Origin of the sequence: Lacihabitans soyangensis (assembly GCF_024343775.1) — a bacterium.
GTDB lineage: Bacteria > Bacteroidota > Bacteroidia > Cytophagales > Spirosomataceae > Leadbetterella > Leadbetterella soyangensis.
Genome location: NZ_RJUF01000187.1, coordinates 1 through 16,986 on the forward strand (window position 1 = coordinate 1; position 16,986 = coordinate 16,986).

Genomic DNA, 16,986 nt, shown 5'->3' on the forward strand with positions numbered 1-16,986 from the left:
GGGACTATAAGACTAAATTTAGTCAATGACACGGGCTTAAGTCCAACCTTAGCCAATGAGCCATTCAATACAGGAGATACCTACAATATTGACAAATCGCCCCCGACAATAAACATAAGTAGCATTATAAATAGCCCTACCAATGTGAGTCCTATTCCATTGACCATCACTGCAAGTGAGAATATTACAGGTTTGGACTTTACTGATTTTAACGTAACAAACGGTTCAATAGCCAATTTTGCAGGAAGTGGGCAGAATTACACTGCAAACTTAATCCCTACAAACAACGGAACAGTGAATGTAACAGTTAACGCAAACTCATTTCTTGATGCGGTAAATAATTCAAATACTGCACCGTCGAGTTTTGTGATTCAATACGACAACGTAGCTCCGGTAGTTTCAGGAATTAATAGAAGTAATCCGAATACTCAAATTACCAATGTTAATACTGTAACATTTAGGGTTGTATTTTCTGAGGCTGTTTCAGGAGTAGATCTAACCGACTTTAGCATCGCAACCACAGGCAATGTCCAAGGAAATTTATCTGGTTTCTCCTCACTAGGTAGTTTATTCTATAATGTAACAGTTAACAATATTTCAGGTGCTGGGACGCTCTCTATTACACTTAAAAACTCTGGAACATCCATTGTCGATAATTCTGGAAACGCCATCACTAGTGGGTTTTCAGCGGGCCAGACTTATATCATAAATAATGAGCCCAGTTTTTCATTGAGTAGCCCACAAAATCAAACCATCTGTCAAAACTCTGGTTTTTATCAATTAAACAATCTACTAACAGTCAGCGATATAGATGTAGGGCAGACCTTGACTTGGAGTATTGTAACTGGTCCTACAAACGGAATTTTGGCAGGATTTAACGCTACATCAAGCTCAAATGGCGGAACTGTGACTCCAAATGGTTTAAGTTATACACCAAATTCTTCATTTGCTGGTATTGAAACCTTCACCATCAGAGTTTCTGATGGCGTAACTTCAAGAGACATGGTTTTTAATATAACAGTAACCACTTTACCAAATATTAGTATTTCTCCAGTTCAGACGTTGTGTGAGGGTCAAAACATTACTTTAACCTCAACTGGAGGAGGAAACTATTCGTGGACTGGGCCAGACGGCTTTGTTTCTACATTACAAAACCCTTCAATAACGGGTGCTACCTCAAACAAGTCTGGTACATATAGTTTAACTGTAACCGCAAATGGATGTACAACTAGTGCTACAACAGCCGTGACAGTAAATGTTTTACCAAACATAACCATAAATTCGAATCAAAACATATGTGAAGGAAATCTTATAAACCTGACTTCCTCCGGAGGCGGTGACTATTCTTGGACTGGACCGAGTGGATTTACATCAACCTCTCAAAATCCAACGATAAACAGTTCTAATGTCTTAAATACTGGAGTTTATAGCCTAACCATTACCACTAATGGCTGTACAGCTAGTGCAACTACGAGTGTAACAGTGAATCCGATTCCAACCTTGACAGCAAGTGCCAATCAAACCCTCTGTGAAGGCGAAGCTATAAACCTTGCTGCAACAGGAAGTGGAGATTTTTCATGGTCAGGTCCAAACGGTTTTAGTTCGCTAATTCAAAATCCTACCATAAATGCAGCAACACTTAACCAAAGCGGAATATATTCGGTTACTCTTTCTTTGAATGGTTGTTCAAGCTCTGCCACTACTTCAATAACTGTCAATTCTCTGCCAATTATTACAATAAACTCATCTTTAACTATTTGTGAAGGATCCAGTATAAACCTGACTTCTACAGGAGGCGGAGACTATTCTTGGACTGGACCCAATGGATTTACATCAACCTCTCAAAATCCAACGATAAACAGTGCTAATGTCATAAATACTGGAGTTTATAGTCTAACCATTACATCCAATGGCTGTACAGCTAGTGCAACTACGAGTGTGACAGTGAATCCGATTCCAACCTTGACAGCAGGTGCCAATCAAACCCTCTGTGAAGGCAACGCTATAAACCTTACTTCAACAGGAAGTGGAGATTTTTCATGGTCAGGACCAAACGGTTTTAGTTCGCTAATTCAAAATCCTACAATAAGTGTGGCATCCCTTAACCAAAGCGGGATTTATACAGTTACACTTTCTTTGAATGGTTGTTCAAGCTCTGCCACTACTTCAATAACTGTTAATTCTCTGCCAATAATAACAATAAACTCTTCTTCAACTATTTGTGAAGGTTCCAGTATAAACCTGACTTCTACAGGAGGCGGAGACTATTCCTGGAGCGGACCAAATGGATTTGTTTCGACCTCTCAAAACCCAATCATTACAAGTTCTACCGATGATAACCAAGGAGTATATACATTAACAGTCACAACCAATGGCTGCACTAGCACAGCAACTACTAGTGTAACTATTACGCCTGTTCCGTCAATAAGTACAAATTCAAACTTAACGGTTTGTGTAGGAAGTCCAATAAACCTTAACGGCAATGGCGGAGGAACTTACGCTTGGACTGGACCCAATACCTTTTCCTCCGCCGCCCAAAATCCAGTAATCTCATCGGCTTCATTGAACAATTCGGGTGTATATACTTTGACAGTGACTAGCGGCATCTGTGTTGTAACGGCCACAACTAGTGTCACGGTTAACCCATTACCAAACATCATAATTAACTCCAATCTGACGCTTTGTTCTGGAAGTCCAATAAATCTAACCGCTTCAGGCGGGGCTGATTACGCTTGGTCAGGCCCAAATGGATTTACTTCAATATTACAAAATCCGACTATAGCCACTTCCACAATGAGTAATTCTGGTAATTATAGTGTATCTGTAACAAACATTGGGTGCACTGCAATGGCTACAACCAATGTAACTGTCAACACAGTACCTGCCGCACCGGTATCTGGTACTCAAAATGTTTGTGCCGGTGGAAATCTTAATTTGACAACAACATGTTTAGGAGGCTCTGTTCCTGTGTGGTTTACAGACTTGACTGGTCTGAATTCAATAGGTGCAAACCTAACTAACGTAACTGCCAATACCACGTATTATGTAGCATGTGAATTAAACAGCTGCCGAAGTGTAATTATACCTCATCAGGTTTCGATTGATAATACAATATCCTACAACTATAGTTTCAATTACATTGAGAATGTATTTGGTTGTGATAATGGTAATGTCAAAATTCCTTTATATTTAGCCAATACTGCAGGAATGAGTTTCCAATGGCAGCTTAACACCGGAGCAGGATTTAATGATATTTTAGCATCCTCAAACTACAGTGATGTTACGAATGATACGCTTCAAATATCTGGATTGAACCTTTCGATGAACAACTACTTATATAGGGCAGTCATTAGCAATTCATGTAATTCAATTGTGTCTGACACTTTCAGATTGGCCATAAATGTTTTGCCGAGTATTGTTTCGAGTCCAACGGGACAATCCGTTTGTGTTGGAAATAAAATTACCCTTGGGGTTCAAGCAAACGGAACTGGGGTGTCTTACCGATGGCAGGTAAACAAAGGAAATGGATTTGAATATTTATCAACCGATAATAACTATGAAAATGTCAATAGTGCTCAATTGTTAATCAAAAATATTCCTTTTTCATTTAACAACTACGAATACAGATGTCAAGTATTCAGTTCGTGCTTAAGCATTTTCTCCAATACCGCAACTCTACAAGTAGATCCAACCATCACAGTTCTTGGTCAGCCAGTAAACAAGACTATTTGCCAGAACAATTCTACGACATTCAATGTATCTGCTGTACATATCGGAGGAGGTTCAGTATCCTATCAATGGCAAATAAGTTTTAATGGAATCAATTACTCCAACCTAAGTAATAATACTGTATATCAAGGAGTTACAACATATACATTGTCATTATCCAATGTGCAAATGAATTTGAATAATGCCAAGTTTAGGTGTTTGATAAATAATTATTGCCAAACAATAGATGCCGTTCTAAATGTGATTCCGGTTGTAACAATAACGTCAAATCCGAGCACTGTAACAATTTGTGAGGGAAATTTTGCGAATTTTACGGTTACAGCAGCTGGCCAAGGGCTAACCTATAGATGGCAGGTTAATACTGGTGCTGGTTTTGTAAATATCTATGACGGAACATACTATCAGGGTGCTACAGCAGCAACTTTACAATTGTTTGGAGCAACGACCAGTATGAACGGTTATCAATACAGATGTGTAGTGAGTGGCACTAGTACTTGTGATGCCGTTTCAAGAGAAACCTCGACCGCCGTATTAAATATCAGCGTTAGTCCTGAGGCACAAAACATAGTGGCCCTAAGTCAAATAAGCACGGGAACTACGATTTATCAGGCTACTGAATATGTTTTGGGGCTAAACAAAATACTTTCACCAGCAAGGGCAGAATACCGAGCGGGTAATGCCATTTTGTTGAATCCGGGTTTTGAAGTATCTGCCGGGGCTGTATTTAACGCTAAAATCCAAAACCCGTGTAATTTACCGACAACCTCGAACTTCAATTTACCAAAAACCATCACCAAATAAATGCTTAGTAGCCGCTGATAAATATTGGCGGCTACTTTTTCAAAATAATGCTCTGACTTTGGTTCATCCAGACCAGTATTTGGTTTCCACCATTTGAAACAGTTATTTTTCTGGCATTTCCTTTCAGCTTAATTCCTGCTTTTTTATTTGAGACTACTTTGAAACCGCCCTTTCCATCTCCTTTCAAAAAACATCCAAAAGAGGCATCTTGTCTGCCCGAATCCACGTCAGTGCCATACTCATTTCCGACCATTAAAACATCCATATTTCCATCGCTGTCCAAGTCGTTCATCAAAACATCTTTGACAGCCGAAAACTGAACCTGCATTGGCAAAGTCCTTTCTGAAAATCTGCCTTTTCCATCGTTTATAAAAAACATTGTTTGGGCAGTATGAGCCTCTTTGCGTAAGGATTTCTCTATTTGGCTTTTACTAAAAACATCTTCTATTTGAGCTTTGGAATAATATTCATAGCGACTCATTCTCTTTTTGATAGAAGGAATTTGATTGGCCAATTCATCCAGAGTGTGTTTAGGATATAGTTTTTCGACATTGTACGGATAGACCGGAATGGCATCCATGGCTCCATTATTGTCAAAATCGTTGGCATAAATTACGGCTGGTGTAGTTTTGTTCGGTTTGAAAAATGAATTTTCACCTCTGTTTCCTGCAATTAAATCCAAATCGCCATCTTTATCCACATCTCCAAATTCCAAACAATTCCACCATCCATTCAGGCCCACAAAAGCTTGGTTTAATGATTTTTCATGTACATATTTACCCCCTTGGTATTTTAAAACCGTTATCGGCATCCATTCTCCTGCAATGACCAGCTCCAAAGATTTATCGTTGTCAATATCAACCCATTCTGCATCGTTTATCACGCCCAAATTTCCGTTTTCGGGAAGTCGATTAGATACATTTTTAAGTATGCCATTATCGTTTAAAAGTAAGAAAGAGCGGACAGCATAAGGAAATCTGGAAGGCATTGCATGCCCCGCAATAAACACATCCATGTCACCATCCACATCTATGTCAGCCAATTTCAGTTCACTGGCATTGGTTTTTAAATTCAAAATCTGTTTAGATTTTTCAAATATACCCTTTCCATTGTTGAGGTATAATCTGAGTGCATAATTTTCAGAATTTAAATCGTGTTCATAGCCTCCACTTGCAGTTAAAATATCGAAATCCCCATCTTTGTCAATATCAAAAATAGCTGAACCTGCGTCTTCAAAATGTTTGTCCTCTAAAAAGCATTTTTGCTGGACCGTCGTGAATTTCTTTTGATCATTTTGAAATAAAATTGTAGCCGAATTTCCGGCTGATCCACCTACAAAAAAGTCGCTCAAACCATCGGCATTTAAATCTCCCTGTGAAACATAGGGGCCTTTATCTGAGAGTCTTTGTTCGAGGAGTGGCTCTCTTTTAAAATCTACAAAATCGTTCTCCAGATATGTGAAATTCAAAATATCCTGTGTAAAAATTGTTTTTTCAGAGGTTGGAATTACAGATTTTTGATAGTTGGCTTGATTCATTTTCAAACTTATGGCCTGATTAGGTTTAACATTTTTCAAAACCTGGCTCTTTCCATTTTTCCATTCCACCTTCAGTTCATCAATTATATGATTTTTACCAAGGCCTACGTGAATTTTATTATCTACAGACGACATAAACCCTTTATAAGGTGTGAATTCGAAAAATTGTTTTGTATCTTTTGTTGTCACCCAGACTTTGGCTCCATAACTCGCTTTAGGGTTTTCAAAAACAATATTTAGAAAACCATTTTGGTTAATATTTCGACTATTGTTTTTAAAAAGGAATGCCTTAGAATTGAAGTTGTTGACCACAAGATCCAGGTCGCCATCCAGATCCAAATCGGAATAAGCAGCTCCGTTAGAAAAAGAGGGAATTTCTAGGCCCCAATTTCGCGTTTGGTTTGAAAACGTTAAATCTTTATTGTTTCTAAATGCATAATTTGACACTGGAGTCTTCTTCATATGATTGACCAATTCCAAAGAGCTAATCTTTCCGCCCGTTTTCTGAATGGCCGCATCGGAGTCATATTTTGTAAAATCAAAATCGGTGACATCATGAGCATACCCGTTGGAAATATACAAATCCTTCCAGCCGTCGTTGTCAAAATCTGCAAATAAGGGTGCCCAACTCCAGTCGGTATGTGACACACCTGCCAACTGAGCAATTTCGCTAAAAGTCCCGTCGCAATTGTTCAATTGAAGCGTATTTCTCACCACCTGATGGTGCAAACCCACAGATGCCGCCAGCATGTATTTGTCATAAGGGCTATTGCCTTTCAGTTGTTTTTGCCTGAAATTATCTTCTGAAACCATATCAAGGGAAATCAAATCGAGCAAACCATCATTGTTGAAATCTGCCATGTCAGACCCCATAGAATTCTTTGATATGTGCTCAAAAAAAGCATCTATTTTGTCGGTAAATGTACCGTTTTGGTTGTTGATATAGAGTAAATCTTTATCGGCATAATCGCTTGCCACAAAAATATCTGACCAGCCGTCGTTATTAATATCACCGACAGATGCACTAAGACCAAAGGTAGTATTCATTATCCCAGCTTTTGCCGAAATATCCGTAAATGTTTGATTACCATTGTTTTGAAATAATTTACAAGCACTCTCGGGAGAATAAGAGTTGGTTTTAACTCTTTTTGTGCCTTTCTCTATGAAGGTATTTAAGGTAAGTGCATTTTTGAAATCAACTCTGTGGTTGACCAGAAACATATCCAAATCACCATCATTATCAAAATCAAAGAAGTTTGAAACGGTGGAGTAACCTGTATCGGCCAATCCAAATTCCTTGGCTCGTTCGGTAAAGGTATTGTCCTGGTTATTTATCAATAAAAGATTTGCTCGGTTGTTCGGATCATCATCCAATGAGCGACAAATGTAAATATCTAACCAACCATCTTGGTTAATATCCACCATACTTACCCCCGTTGTAAATCCCCGATAAAACACATTGGCTGTTTCCGAAATTTGCTCAAACTTCAGGTTTCCTTTGTTTAGATATAACCTTCCGCCAAACAAATTTCCTCCCATAAAAATATCAGGCAAGCCGTCGTTATTGATATCCCCAATGGCCACACCAGATCCATTATACAGATACTCATAAGTAAGAATGTTTAACTGCTCTGTTTCGTTAAGCTCATTGACAAAACTAAAGCCAGATTCTTCCTCTGGAACGAGTTCAAAAAGTGGTTTTTCTTTTGATTTCTGACACCCAAAAAGCAATAACAATAGAAAATAAAAGCACAGCCTTAACATAAAAATATAAGGTTAAAATTGTATATAAAAAACTGAATATTAGCTATTTACGACAAATAGATCTATAAAAACCTATCCATCAACTCCCCCTTTTTTTGTCGAGAGACGGGCAAAAGATCGCCGTTGTGCATTTTTACGGCTCCGCCCTCTGACCTCACAAAGGCCTTCAGATGACTTAGGTTTATTAAGTAAGAATGATGTATCCTAAAAAAACCCTGGTCGGTCAGCAGGTTTTCGTAAGTAATAAGCGGCTTGGAGGTGAGTACTTTTTGTCCTGAAATGAGATGGAATTCTGAGTAATTTCTGACACTGTTGACATAAATAATTTCCTCAAGTTTCACCACCACAAAGCCATCGTTATTGGGCAGGACTATTTTCCGGATTTGGGTCTGCTCATAGTTTTCCAAGAGAATCTTGAAAGGTGTTTGCTGGGCATTGGTTTCGGTTTTTGACTCCAGTATCCGGTCTATGGTCTTTCTCAAATCCGAAGACTTAAATGGCTTTACCAAATATCCCACCGCCGAAAACTCAAAGGCTTTGATGGCAAAATGATCAAATGCCGTCACAAAAACCACCGAAAAGTCTTTTGAATCCAATTTATTGAGCAAATCAAATCCAGTTCCATCGGGCATTTTAATGTCGAGAAACAGTAGGTCAAATACCGTATTTTGTATCAAATCGAGCCCTTTTTTGCAATTTTCTGCCTCACCCACCACCTTTGTCATTTCTCCGAAATGGTCTTCTATTGCCCGCTTCAAAAGAAACCGTGCATCCTCTTCGTCGTCGATAATAATGATTTTTAACATGGCCTAATATTCTAAAATTAGCTTTACTTCTGTGCCTTCAACTTGCTCATTTGAGCCCTTCAATTCTTCAACAATGAGAGCCCCGCTTTTACCTAAACGATTCTTTATCAATTCCATAGCTTTAGATTTGTGGTTTGGGTTTTTCTTTCCTGAATAGTACCCGACTCCATTGTCTTTTATACTTATTTCAAGACTGGCGTTTGATAGTGTTTCAACTTTTACTTCAATTTTTCCTCTTTCATTTTTAGGTAAAATACCGTGCAGAAGTGCATTTTCTACCAATGGCTGTACTATAAAAGATGGAATGTTATAGTCGCCATTTCTGACTTCCTCACTTAGCCATATTTCATAATCAAACTTATCGCCCAGCCGTCTTTTTTCAAGCGAAAGGTAGGCTTCTATAAAATCTATTTCTTCATAAACTGGAATCAGTGTCCTGCCTGTTTTTTCCAAAATATCCCGCATCAGTTGGGCAAAATCGGCTATGAAATCATTGGCGATGTGGGTTTTACCTTCCACATAAAGTCTTTGAATAGAATTTAAAGAATTAAACAAAAAATGTGGATTAAGCTGAGCTCTTAAAAGTCGCTGTTTCATTTCTGCAGCCTCTTTTACGTTTTTGAGTTTTCGTTGTTTATTCCAAAAATAAAAACCTCCCAAAAGCGAAAATATACCCAAGGCAGCAACCAAAATAAGATAGTTTTTTTGCTTGAGTTGGGCTTCTTTGGTTTGATTTTGAAGGGTGAGTACTTCTATTTCTTTTTGTTTCTTTTCAGTTTCATATTTGGTTTGCAACTCTGTGATTTTGGCGGTGGTATTGGTGGTATAAAGACTGTCTTTAGCAGCCATTTGAGCTTTTTGGTATTCTAGGGCTTTGGCAAAATCTTTCTCTTTGGTGTATGCTTCTTGTAAAATATTGTACAGATTGGGCAACTCCTTTTCGTTGCTAAGCTGTTTCGACATTTCCAGTGCTAAATTGGCCAATTCAATAGCCCTTGGCGTGTCGTTTAAACCCAAATGATTTCTCGCCAAAGATGTTGTAACCTGCATTTTTAAGAGTTTTGAATTGGAAAGCTCCGCATTTTTCAAGGCTTCCTGCAGGTAAATGTTTGCACTCTTAAAGTTTTTAACGGCATTTTCTACGTTGGCCAAATTAGAATACCTTGCCGTAATAGCCGTATAATCTTTCTGCGTTTTCGCCATATTTAGTGCCTCAAGAAAATATTTTTTCGAGGCCAGATATGCCTTTTTGTTTTGTGCTGAATTCTCAACCCTCAACAGATTTATAATGCCCAAATTGGCTAAAGCCACTCCGAGACGATACTGGTCGTTGATTTTTGATGATAGATTTTTTGCCGAAAAAAAGCTTTTTTCTGCCTGATCCAACTGTTTAAAATGCATCTGAATATTGCCCAAAATTATGATCGATGCCAGCTCTATTTGAGGCAAATTGAACTGATTAGCTATTTTCAATGCTTTCAGAGCATATTGGGTAGATAGTTCAAAGTCCGACATTTCTTGGTTTACAATAGCTATGCTGTTGTATTGTGCAGCCACTATTTGGTTGAGTTTCTGTGGATCTGAAGTGCCAAAATGCTTTTCAGCAAAAGTTATGGCTTTTTGATAATTGGCGATGGCTTCTTTAAAGTTTCCGGTTTTGCGGTAATATCCTCCAAATGAGGTATGAATAAAAGATAGGTATTTGGTGTCGTTTCGTTTTTGGAAATCTTTGTATACTGCACTTAAAACTCTAAACGAACTATCAGGGTAAGAACGCATGTTGGAATTTGCCAAAAAAAACTGTAAAAACCCTTGATTCTCGCTACTTTTTTGCCCTAAATCCAGAGCTACTTTGGCGTATTTTCTTACAGAATCTTGTTGACCTGCCCAATAGAAACCTTCGCATTTATCTAACAACACGACTTGGGTTTGACCCAAAGTCATACCAATAGTAAATACAAAAACAATGATTAAAAAGCCTTTCATTCGAACTCCAAATAGCAAAATTTACCCTAAAGTAGCCCCCTTTTTTTTACAATTCCAAACTAGCAAATTTTAAGTAATTCGAGCATTTACCGCTGGATAAGAAAATCTTACAATTTGTACAGCCAACTATACATCATGATAATTGAAGAATTTTTAATTTTTTTTTCGAATCAATTTTGCTGTTGTGAGAAAAGTAAAATTTCATCAAAATTATATCTCTTTATGAAAATTGTACGAATTGTAGGAGCATTACTCCTTATGGCAAACTTTGGTTCTTTTGCCCAGTCAGTAACCATTAATCCACAAAGTTTGGATTTGCCTAAGGTTACCAATCTACCTGGATGTGCAGTGGCAGATTACGGCAAAGTAGTATTTCTAACCTCCAATAACAAAGCATATGTTTGTGGCGGCAGTGGTTGGGTGGCTGTTGAAACTTCAACTGGAAGCAGTGGATCATTAACCTTACCTTATAGTGGAAGTGGAGCTTTCTCGGCTGGGGGTCTATCTGTCCTTAATACAGCAGGAGGTCTAAACTCTGCTGGTATTCAGGGTATGACCATGTCAGCCATAAATGGAGCAAACGGGGTTTTAGGGAATGCATTCGAAACCGCTCCATCTGGAAATACTGCGGGTGTAGCCGGTATAAATAACTCATTGAATGCCAATGGTTATGGGGTTTATGGCAAACACGACGGCGGCGGGGCAGCCGTCTATGGCACAACCAACATCGGCAAAGGGGTCTATGGTCACACAGCTACTAGCGGTGATGCCGTGTTTGGTTTAGCAAGTAATATAAATGCCCGAGCGGGAGTATTTGAAAATACTGTAGCAGGCGGCATTGCATTGAGAACTGCGGGTACGCTAAGATTTGAAGGACAAAATGCCGCAGCAGGTAGGTTTTTAAGATCGGGAGACAATTTAGGAACGGCTTCATGGTCAAATATTACTCGCACTGAGGTTATAAAAATCCCTGCCGCTGCATTCGTAGCCCATATATCTACCAATTCAATAACCCATGATAACCAAGGAATTGTATTCACTGGCTCCTCAGGATCGGGCTCGGTTCATGCACCCTTGACGCTCCCAAATGGTGCTACGGTAACACAAATATTGTTTTATTACATAGATGGTGATGCCACTTTAGGAATGATCTCTTGGGCCATCCAAAAATTTGATCATACTGTTCTTCCACAGGCATATTCCAATATATTTTCAGGGACTATACCCAATGTAAATGATCCTTTCGGTATTCGAACTCAGGGAGTAAATACCACTTTGGTAATAGATAATACCATAAACTTTTACAGATTGGTTTTTGCAATGCCATTTGATACAGATTTGAAATTTTTAGGTGCAGAAGTAAGATACAATTATCAGGTAAATAATTAGGAGTCATGAAAACAATACCCTTGAGAATAGATAGAAAGCAGAGTGTGTATCCAAATGAGGTTTTGTTGCTTAAGGCCAATATCAACTACACAGAAATCCATTTGAAATGTGGGAGAAAAATAATGCTCGCCAAAACATTGAAAGAATTTTATAAAGAATTCGAAAAGTTTGGATTTTTTAGAGTGAATCGGTCCGTGGTCATTAACATGAATTTTGTTGCCAAAACAGACGAACATTTTCAAAGTCTTAGACTTAAAAACAAGCTTCAACTGACGGTCTCTCGAAGAAGAAGAGACGATTTTAAAGCATCACTGGGAAGACTCAATGTTTGAATTATATGGGAAAGATTTCGTAATGGAAATTTTAATAAATACCAAGGTGAAAGTTTTGCCTTGGTTATTTTTTTAACAATATGGGGGTTTGAAATACAGTTTCACGAAAAAGTAATGCCAATAAATATTTAAGATTCATTACTTTTAGGCAAAATTTAGGGGAGAATTTTAACAGAATACATTTCCTCACAAACAAAAAACAAATGTTAAACGCCATTCTCACAGGAATCTCTATCGGCTTAGGCTTGGCAGTTTCAGTTGGACCTTATTTTCTTTTCTTGGTCAATACGAGTATCTCCGAGGGGAAATCCTCTGCAAGTTATTTGGCCACTGGGGTGGCTTTAAATGATTTGATATTTTTAAGTGTTGCATTCTTGAGTGTAAATTTTTTAATGCAAAACATGGCTTTTATTGAAAATGCGAAAGGCTATGCAGGCTTCTTTATACTTGCTTATGGCATTTATACCATCCTGAAAAAACCAGAAGTAAAATCTGAAAAACCAGTAAAATTAAACCCCAAAGACAAACTAAAAAACATACTTAAAGGATTTGCTTTCAATGGCTTAAATCCAAGCGTTTTTGTTTTCTGGTTTGCCACAGTTGGTATTTTAATGAGCAAAACAAATTTCAACAGAAACCAAACTTTGGCGGTCTTCATAAGTATAGTATGCACCACTTACACTGCAGACCTTATCAAAGTTCGTCTGGCTGAATTTTTTTCACACTATTTCACCGACAGTCTCATCTTAAAAGTAAACAGAGTAGTTGGTTCTTTTTTGATTTTGGGAGCTTGTTATTTGTTGGTGAAGGCGTTTTTGATATGAGTCAGTATGCAATTATCGATTTTTCGTTAAATATTAGAAGATTGTGACCTTCGAAAAACAATTTTGAAATTTCTTCAATATTAGCCTCAAGAACATCAATCAATTCATTATTTCTAATATTGCCAAATTGTAATTATAATACTTTTGGAGGATAGCCTTTTGCGAAGAAATAATCAACAAAATCCTTATCTTTGGTTACAATAATTTGATTTCGCATGGTAGCGACTTCAATAATTTCTGCATCCGTCATGTACTGTCCATTCTCTCGAACCTTAGAAGTATGAACAGCGTCAAATCCCTTTCTTATAAAAAAGGCTGACAAAACAGGTGGAAGCTGAGTATCAATAATAAAATATAGCTTCTCAGGCTGCATGGGAAGGAATCAATGACTTTGCATTGGCTATTTGAGCGGCAAATTGTAAACAAGCCTGTATGTCTTCTTCTTGTAGAAAGGGATAATCTTTTAAAACTTCACTGTGAGACATTCCTGATGCCAAAAGCTCCAACATTTGGCTTACAGTAAATCTCATTTTTCTGATGGTGGGTTTTCCTCCACAAATCTCCTTATCCAGAGTGATTCTTTCCAAATAATTATCCATATTTAAACCTTTTTTACAAATTTAAATTAATTCAAGCAAATAATTGGATTTTGATCATTTTTAGAAACTAAAAATTACTTCATCCCCAATTCCTTCTTCAAGAAATACCCAGTATAACTACCTTTCACTTTGGCCACCTGCTCAGGAGTTCCTTCGGCCACTACGGTGCCTCCTTTGTTACCGCCTTCAGGTCCCATATCTATTACATGGTCGGAGATTTTGATAACGTCTAGGTTGTGCTCTATAATCAGAATCGAATTTCCTTTGTCTGCCAATTTCTGAATAACGTCCAAGAGTTTTTTGATGTCTTGAAAGTGCAAACCAGTGGTTGGTTCGTCAAGAATATATAGTGTTTTTCCAGTGTCTTTTTTTGAAAGTTCCTCAGAGAGTTTTACCCTTTGAGCTTCGCCACCAGATAGCGTGGTAGCATGTTGACCTAAAGTAATATAGCCCAGACCTACATCATTCAAAATCTGCACTTTACGATTGATTCTCGGCTGCACTTCGAAAAACGGTATGGCCTCCTCAACCGTCATGTCCAACACATCAGAGATAGATTTTCCCTTAAATCTCACCTCCAAAGTCTCTCTGTTAAAACGCTTTCCTTTGCAGGTTTCGCACTCTACATGCACATCTGGCAAGAAATCCATTTCTATTTTTTTCATGCCTGCACCTTCGCAAGTTTCGCAGCGACCACCTTTTACATTGAAAGAAAAACGACCAGGCTTGTAACCACGAATTTTGGATTCTGGGAGCTCTGCAAAAAGTGTCCGAATGTCAGAAAACATGCCCGTGTAAGTAGCGGGGTTGCTTCGTGGTGTACGACCAATGGGCGACTGATCCACTTCTATAACCTTGTCGATATGCTCCAGTCCTTCCACCTTTTTGTATTCAAGCGGTTCTTTTTTTGCTCTAAAAAAATGATGGTTCAGTATCGGGAATAGCGTCTCATGAATCAACGAAGACTTGCCACTACCACTAACACCGGTAATAGAAGTAATTTTTCCTAACGGAATTTTGAGATTTACATTCTTCAGATTATGCCCGGTAGCTCCCTTGATAGACAAAAATAGACCATTACCTTCGCGTCGTTTTTTTGGAACTTCAATTTGTACCCTATCACTCAGATAATCAGCCGTAATACCACCTTTTTCTATGAATTCTTTTGGTGTACCATAGCTCACCACCTTGCCTCCATGTCGACCAGCCCCCGGCCCAATATCCAAAATGTAATCCGACTCCAACATCATGTCTTTGTCATGTTCTACCACCAAAACGGTGTTACCAAGATCACGAAGGTCTTTGAGAGCTGTGATTAGCTTTACGTTGTCTCGCTGGTGCAAACCTATACTCGGCTCATCCATGATGTAAAGTACACCCACCAACTGCGTGCCTATTTGTGTGGCCAATCTGATTCGTTGTGCTTCGCCGCCCGAAAGCGTTTTGAGTGGTCGGTTTAAAGTCAGATAGTCAAGCCCAATACCAAAAAGAAAACCGATTCGTTTCTTGATTTCTTTCAGGATTTCAGTTGCAATTACATTCTGACGATCGTTTAATCTATTTTCCAAAGAACCAAACCAATCTGCCAAGTCGGCAATATCCATGTCGGAAAGCTGGGCTATGTTTTTATCATCAATCAAGAAGTGTAACGACTCTTTTCTCAGTCTCTGACCGTTACAATCCGGACATTTTTTAATGAGCATAAAGTCTTTTATCCAATCTTGAATCTTGTCTGAGTCAGAATCCTGTTGTTTTTTGAGAAAATTCATGATTCCCTCAAAATTGGTGTTCCAGTCTGTTCCTGGATATTTTTTTGAAGGAACCGCCACTGGCTCCTCACTTCCATATAATATTGTTTTTAGTGCCTCCTCTGGTATTTTGTCTATCGGAACACTGATGGAAGACTTATAACTTTTAAGAATTATTTCTATTTGTTTAAAAATCCACAAGTCACGATATTCTCCCAGAGGAGCTATTCCTCCACGTGTAATTGACAAAGATTTATCAGGAATAATAGACTCCTCTGTGATTTCCTCCACTACACCCATACCGTTACAGGTCGGACATGCTCCGTAAGGCGAATTGAATGAGAATGAATTAGGCGAAGGGTCCTCGTAGCTTATGCCAGCTTCGGGATCTGTGAGGTTTTGTGAAAGATATTGCACATCGCCCTTTTCGTCTAACAAAAGTACCGAGCCTTTCCCGAGTTTTAGAGCTGTACCGACAGACTGACTGATTCTGAATCTATCCTCTGTTTTGGGAATTACACGGTCCACCACTATCTCTATATCGTGGATTTTATATCTGTCAAGTTGCATTTTGGGTGAAACGTCCAGCACCTCGTTGTCCACTCTTACTTTCTGGTAGCCCATTTTGGATATTTGCACAAAAAGCTCGCGGTAGTGGCCTTTGCGACCTTTAACCAAAGGAGCCAGAATACTCACCTTTTTACCCGTATATTGATCAAATATCTGCTCAATAATCTGATCCTGAGTCTGTTTCACCATCGGTTTACCCGTTACATAACTGTAGGCTATACCCACTCTGGCAAACAAAAGACGTAAGAAATCGTAAATTTCGGTGGTGGTTCCTACGGTAGAACGCGGGTTTTTAGAGGTGGTTTTTTGCTCAATGCTGATTACTGGCGAAAGTCCATTGATTTTGTCAACATCTGGCCTTTCCATGTCACCAATAAAACTACGGGCATACGAAGAAAAACTCTCCATGTAGCGACGTTGGCCTTCGGCGTAAATAGTATCAAAAGCTAAGGAAGACTTCCCGCTACCGCTGATGCCCGTGATAACCACCAGCTTGTTTCGAGGAATAACTACATCAATGTTTTTGAGGTTGTGTTCACGAGCACCGAAAACCTCTATTTGTTCGTGTCCTGTAAGCTCTACGTCGTTGAGTTTTTTGTCTACCACCTTAAAGTTTTTGCTGAAAATTGTAAGAACCTCAAAATTAAACAAAAATAAGGCAGAATGGTTTTTTGGGTTTAAAATAAAGGCGGAATTGCTAAAAAAGGTGGAGAGGGATGATGGTTCAATTTTTTAACTATAAATAATTTGTCATTAGCTTTCGCCCTTTCAGGGCTAATTTGGATTCGATTCCTTACTCACTCCCTAAGGCCTTTCGGCCTGAGCTTAAATCTTTCGCCCTTTCAGGGCTTTAGTGGAACATTACTTTATTTCTATTCTAGACGTTTAAGCCTTGCTTAAG

General features: G+C 38.5%; 10 protein-coding genes. 4 read left to right on the forward strand and 6 right to left on the reverse strand.

Features of this window, described 5'->3' with window-relative positions:
* On the forward strand, window positions 1–4,530 hold a 4,530-nt coding region (locus EGI31_RS22335; RefSeq protein WP_255039413.1), incomplete at its 5' end, for a beta strand repeat-containing protein.
* 31 nt (window positions 4,531–4,561) lie between these two features.
* Here EGI31_RS22335 and EGI31_RS22340 read toward each other — a convergent pair.
* From EGI31_RS22340 to EGI31_RS22350, 3 genes are all read right to left on the reverse strand, one after another.
* The gene (locus EGI31_RS22340; protein WP_255039414.1) at window positions 4,562–7,831 is read right to left on the reverse strand and encodes a VCBS repeat-containing protein; all 3,270 of its coding nucleotides are present in this window, start codon (window positions 7,829–7,831) and stop codon (window positions 4,562–4,564) included.
* Between the two features lie 62 nt (window positions 7,832–7,893).
* On the reverse strand, window positions 7,894–8,637 hold the full coding sequence (locus EGI31_RS22345) for a LytR/AlgR family response regulator transcription factor (RefSeq protein ID WP_255039415.1): 744 nt from the start codon (window positions 8,635–8,637) through the stop codon (window positions 7,894–7,896).
* A gap of 3 nt (window positions 8,638–8,640) precedes the next feature.
* The gene (locus tag EGI31_RS22350) at window positions 8,641–10,623 is read right to left on the reverse strand and encodes a histidine kinase (RefSeq protein WP_255039416.1); all 1,983 of its coding nucleotides are present in this window, start codon (window positions 10,621–10,623) and stop codon (window positions 8,641–8,643) included.
* Between the two features lie 222 nt (window positions 10,624–10,845).
* Here EGI31_RS22350 and EGI31_RS22355 point away from each other — a divergent pair, with 222 nt between their 5' ends.
* From EGI31_RS22355 to EGI31_RS22365, 3 genes are all read left to right on the forward strand, one after another.
* Window positions 10,846–12,012 carry a hypothetical protein gene (locus EGI31_RS22355; protein ID WP_255039417.1) on the forward strand — a complete coding sequence of 389 codons (1,167 nt, stop codon included), beginning with the start codon at window positions 10,846–10,848 and terminating at the stop codon, window positions 12,010–12,012.
* A 5-nt stretch (window positions 12,013–12,017) separates the two neighbouring features.
* Window positions 12,018–12,344, forward strand: a complete 327-nt coding sequence (locus EGI31_RS22360; RefSeq protein ID WP_255039418.1) for a LytR/AlgR family response regulator transcription factor — start codon at window positions 12,018–12,020, stop codon at window positions 12,342–12,344.
* Between the two features lie 203 nt (window positions 12,345–12,547).
* Window positions 12,548–13,168: a LysE family translocator gene (locus tag EGI31_RS22365; protein WP_255039419.1), complete on the forward strand. Its 621-nt coding sequence runs from the start codon at window positions 12,548–12,550 to the stop codon at window positions 13,166–13,168.
* Between the two features lie 133 nt (window positions 13,169–13,301).
* Here the strand turns inward: EGI31_RS22365 and EGI31_RS22370 are convergent, their stop codons facing one another.
* From EGI31_RS22370 to uvrA, 3 genes are all read right to left on the reverse strand, one after another.
* A complete protein-coding gene (locus EGI31_RS22370) occupies window positions 13,302–13,541 on the reverse strand; it encodes a DUF5615 family PIN-like protein (protein WP_255039420.1) in 240 nt (79 codons plus the stop codon).
* Window positions 13,531–13,767: a DUF433 domain-containing protein gene (locus tag EGI31_RS22375; protein WP_255039421.1), complete on the reverse strand. Its 237-nt coding sequence runs from the start codon at window positions 13,765–13,767 to the stop codon at window positions 13,531–13,533. Before EGI31_RS22375 ends, EGI31_RS22370 begins: the two co-directional genes overlap by 11 nt.
* Window positions 13,768–13,841: 74 nt before the next feature.
* Window positions 13,842–16,691, reverse strand: coding sequence for an excinuclease ABC subunit UvrA (gene uvrA, locus EGI31_RS22380; RefSeq protein WP_255039422.1), 2,850 nt, complete (start codon window positions 16,689–16,691; stop codon window positions 13,842–13,844).
* Between the last annotated feature and the right edge of the window lie 295 nt (window positions 16,692–16,986).

Excerpts from the sequence above, each read along its gene's own strand:
- EGI31_RS22365 (WP_255039419.1), top strand. The coding sequence starts at position 12,548 with ATGTTAAACGCCATTCTCACAGGAATCTCTATCGGCTTAGGCTTGGCA.
- EGI31_RS22355 (WP_255039417.1), top strand. The coding sequence starts at position 10,846 with ATGAAAATTGTACGAATTGTAGGAGCATTACTCCTTATGGCAAACTTT.
- EGI31_RS22370 (WP_255039420.1), bottom strand. The coding sequence starts at position 13,541 with ATGCAGCCTGAGAAGCTATATTTTATTATTGATACTCAGCTTCCACCT.
- EGI31_RS22350 (WP_255039416.1), bottom strand. The coding sequence starts at position 10,623 with ATGAAAGGCTTTTTAATCATTGTTTTTGTATTTACTATTGGTATGACT.
- EGI31_RS22345 (WP_255039415.1), bottom strand. The coding sequence starts at position 8,637 with ATGTTAAAAATCATTATTATCGACGACGAAGAGGATGCACGGTTTCTT.
- EGI31_RS22340 (WP_255039414.1), bottom strand. The coding sequence starts at position 7,831 with ATGTTAAGGCTGTGCTTTTATTTTCTATTGTTATTGCTTTTTGGGTGT.
- EGI31_RS22360 (WP_255039418.1), top strand. The coding sequence starts at position 12,018 with ATGAAAACAATACCCTTGAGAATAGATAGAAAGCAGAGTGTGTATCCA.
- EGI31_RS22375 (WP_255039421.1), bottom strand. The coding sequence starts at position 13,767 with ATGGATAATTATTTGGAAAGAATCACTCTGGATAAGGAGATTTGTGGA.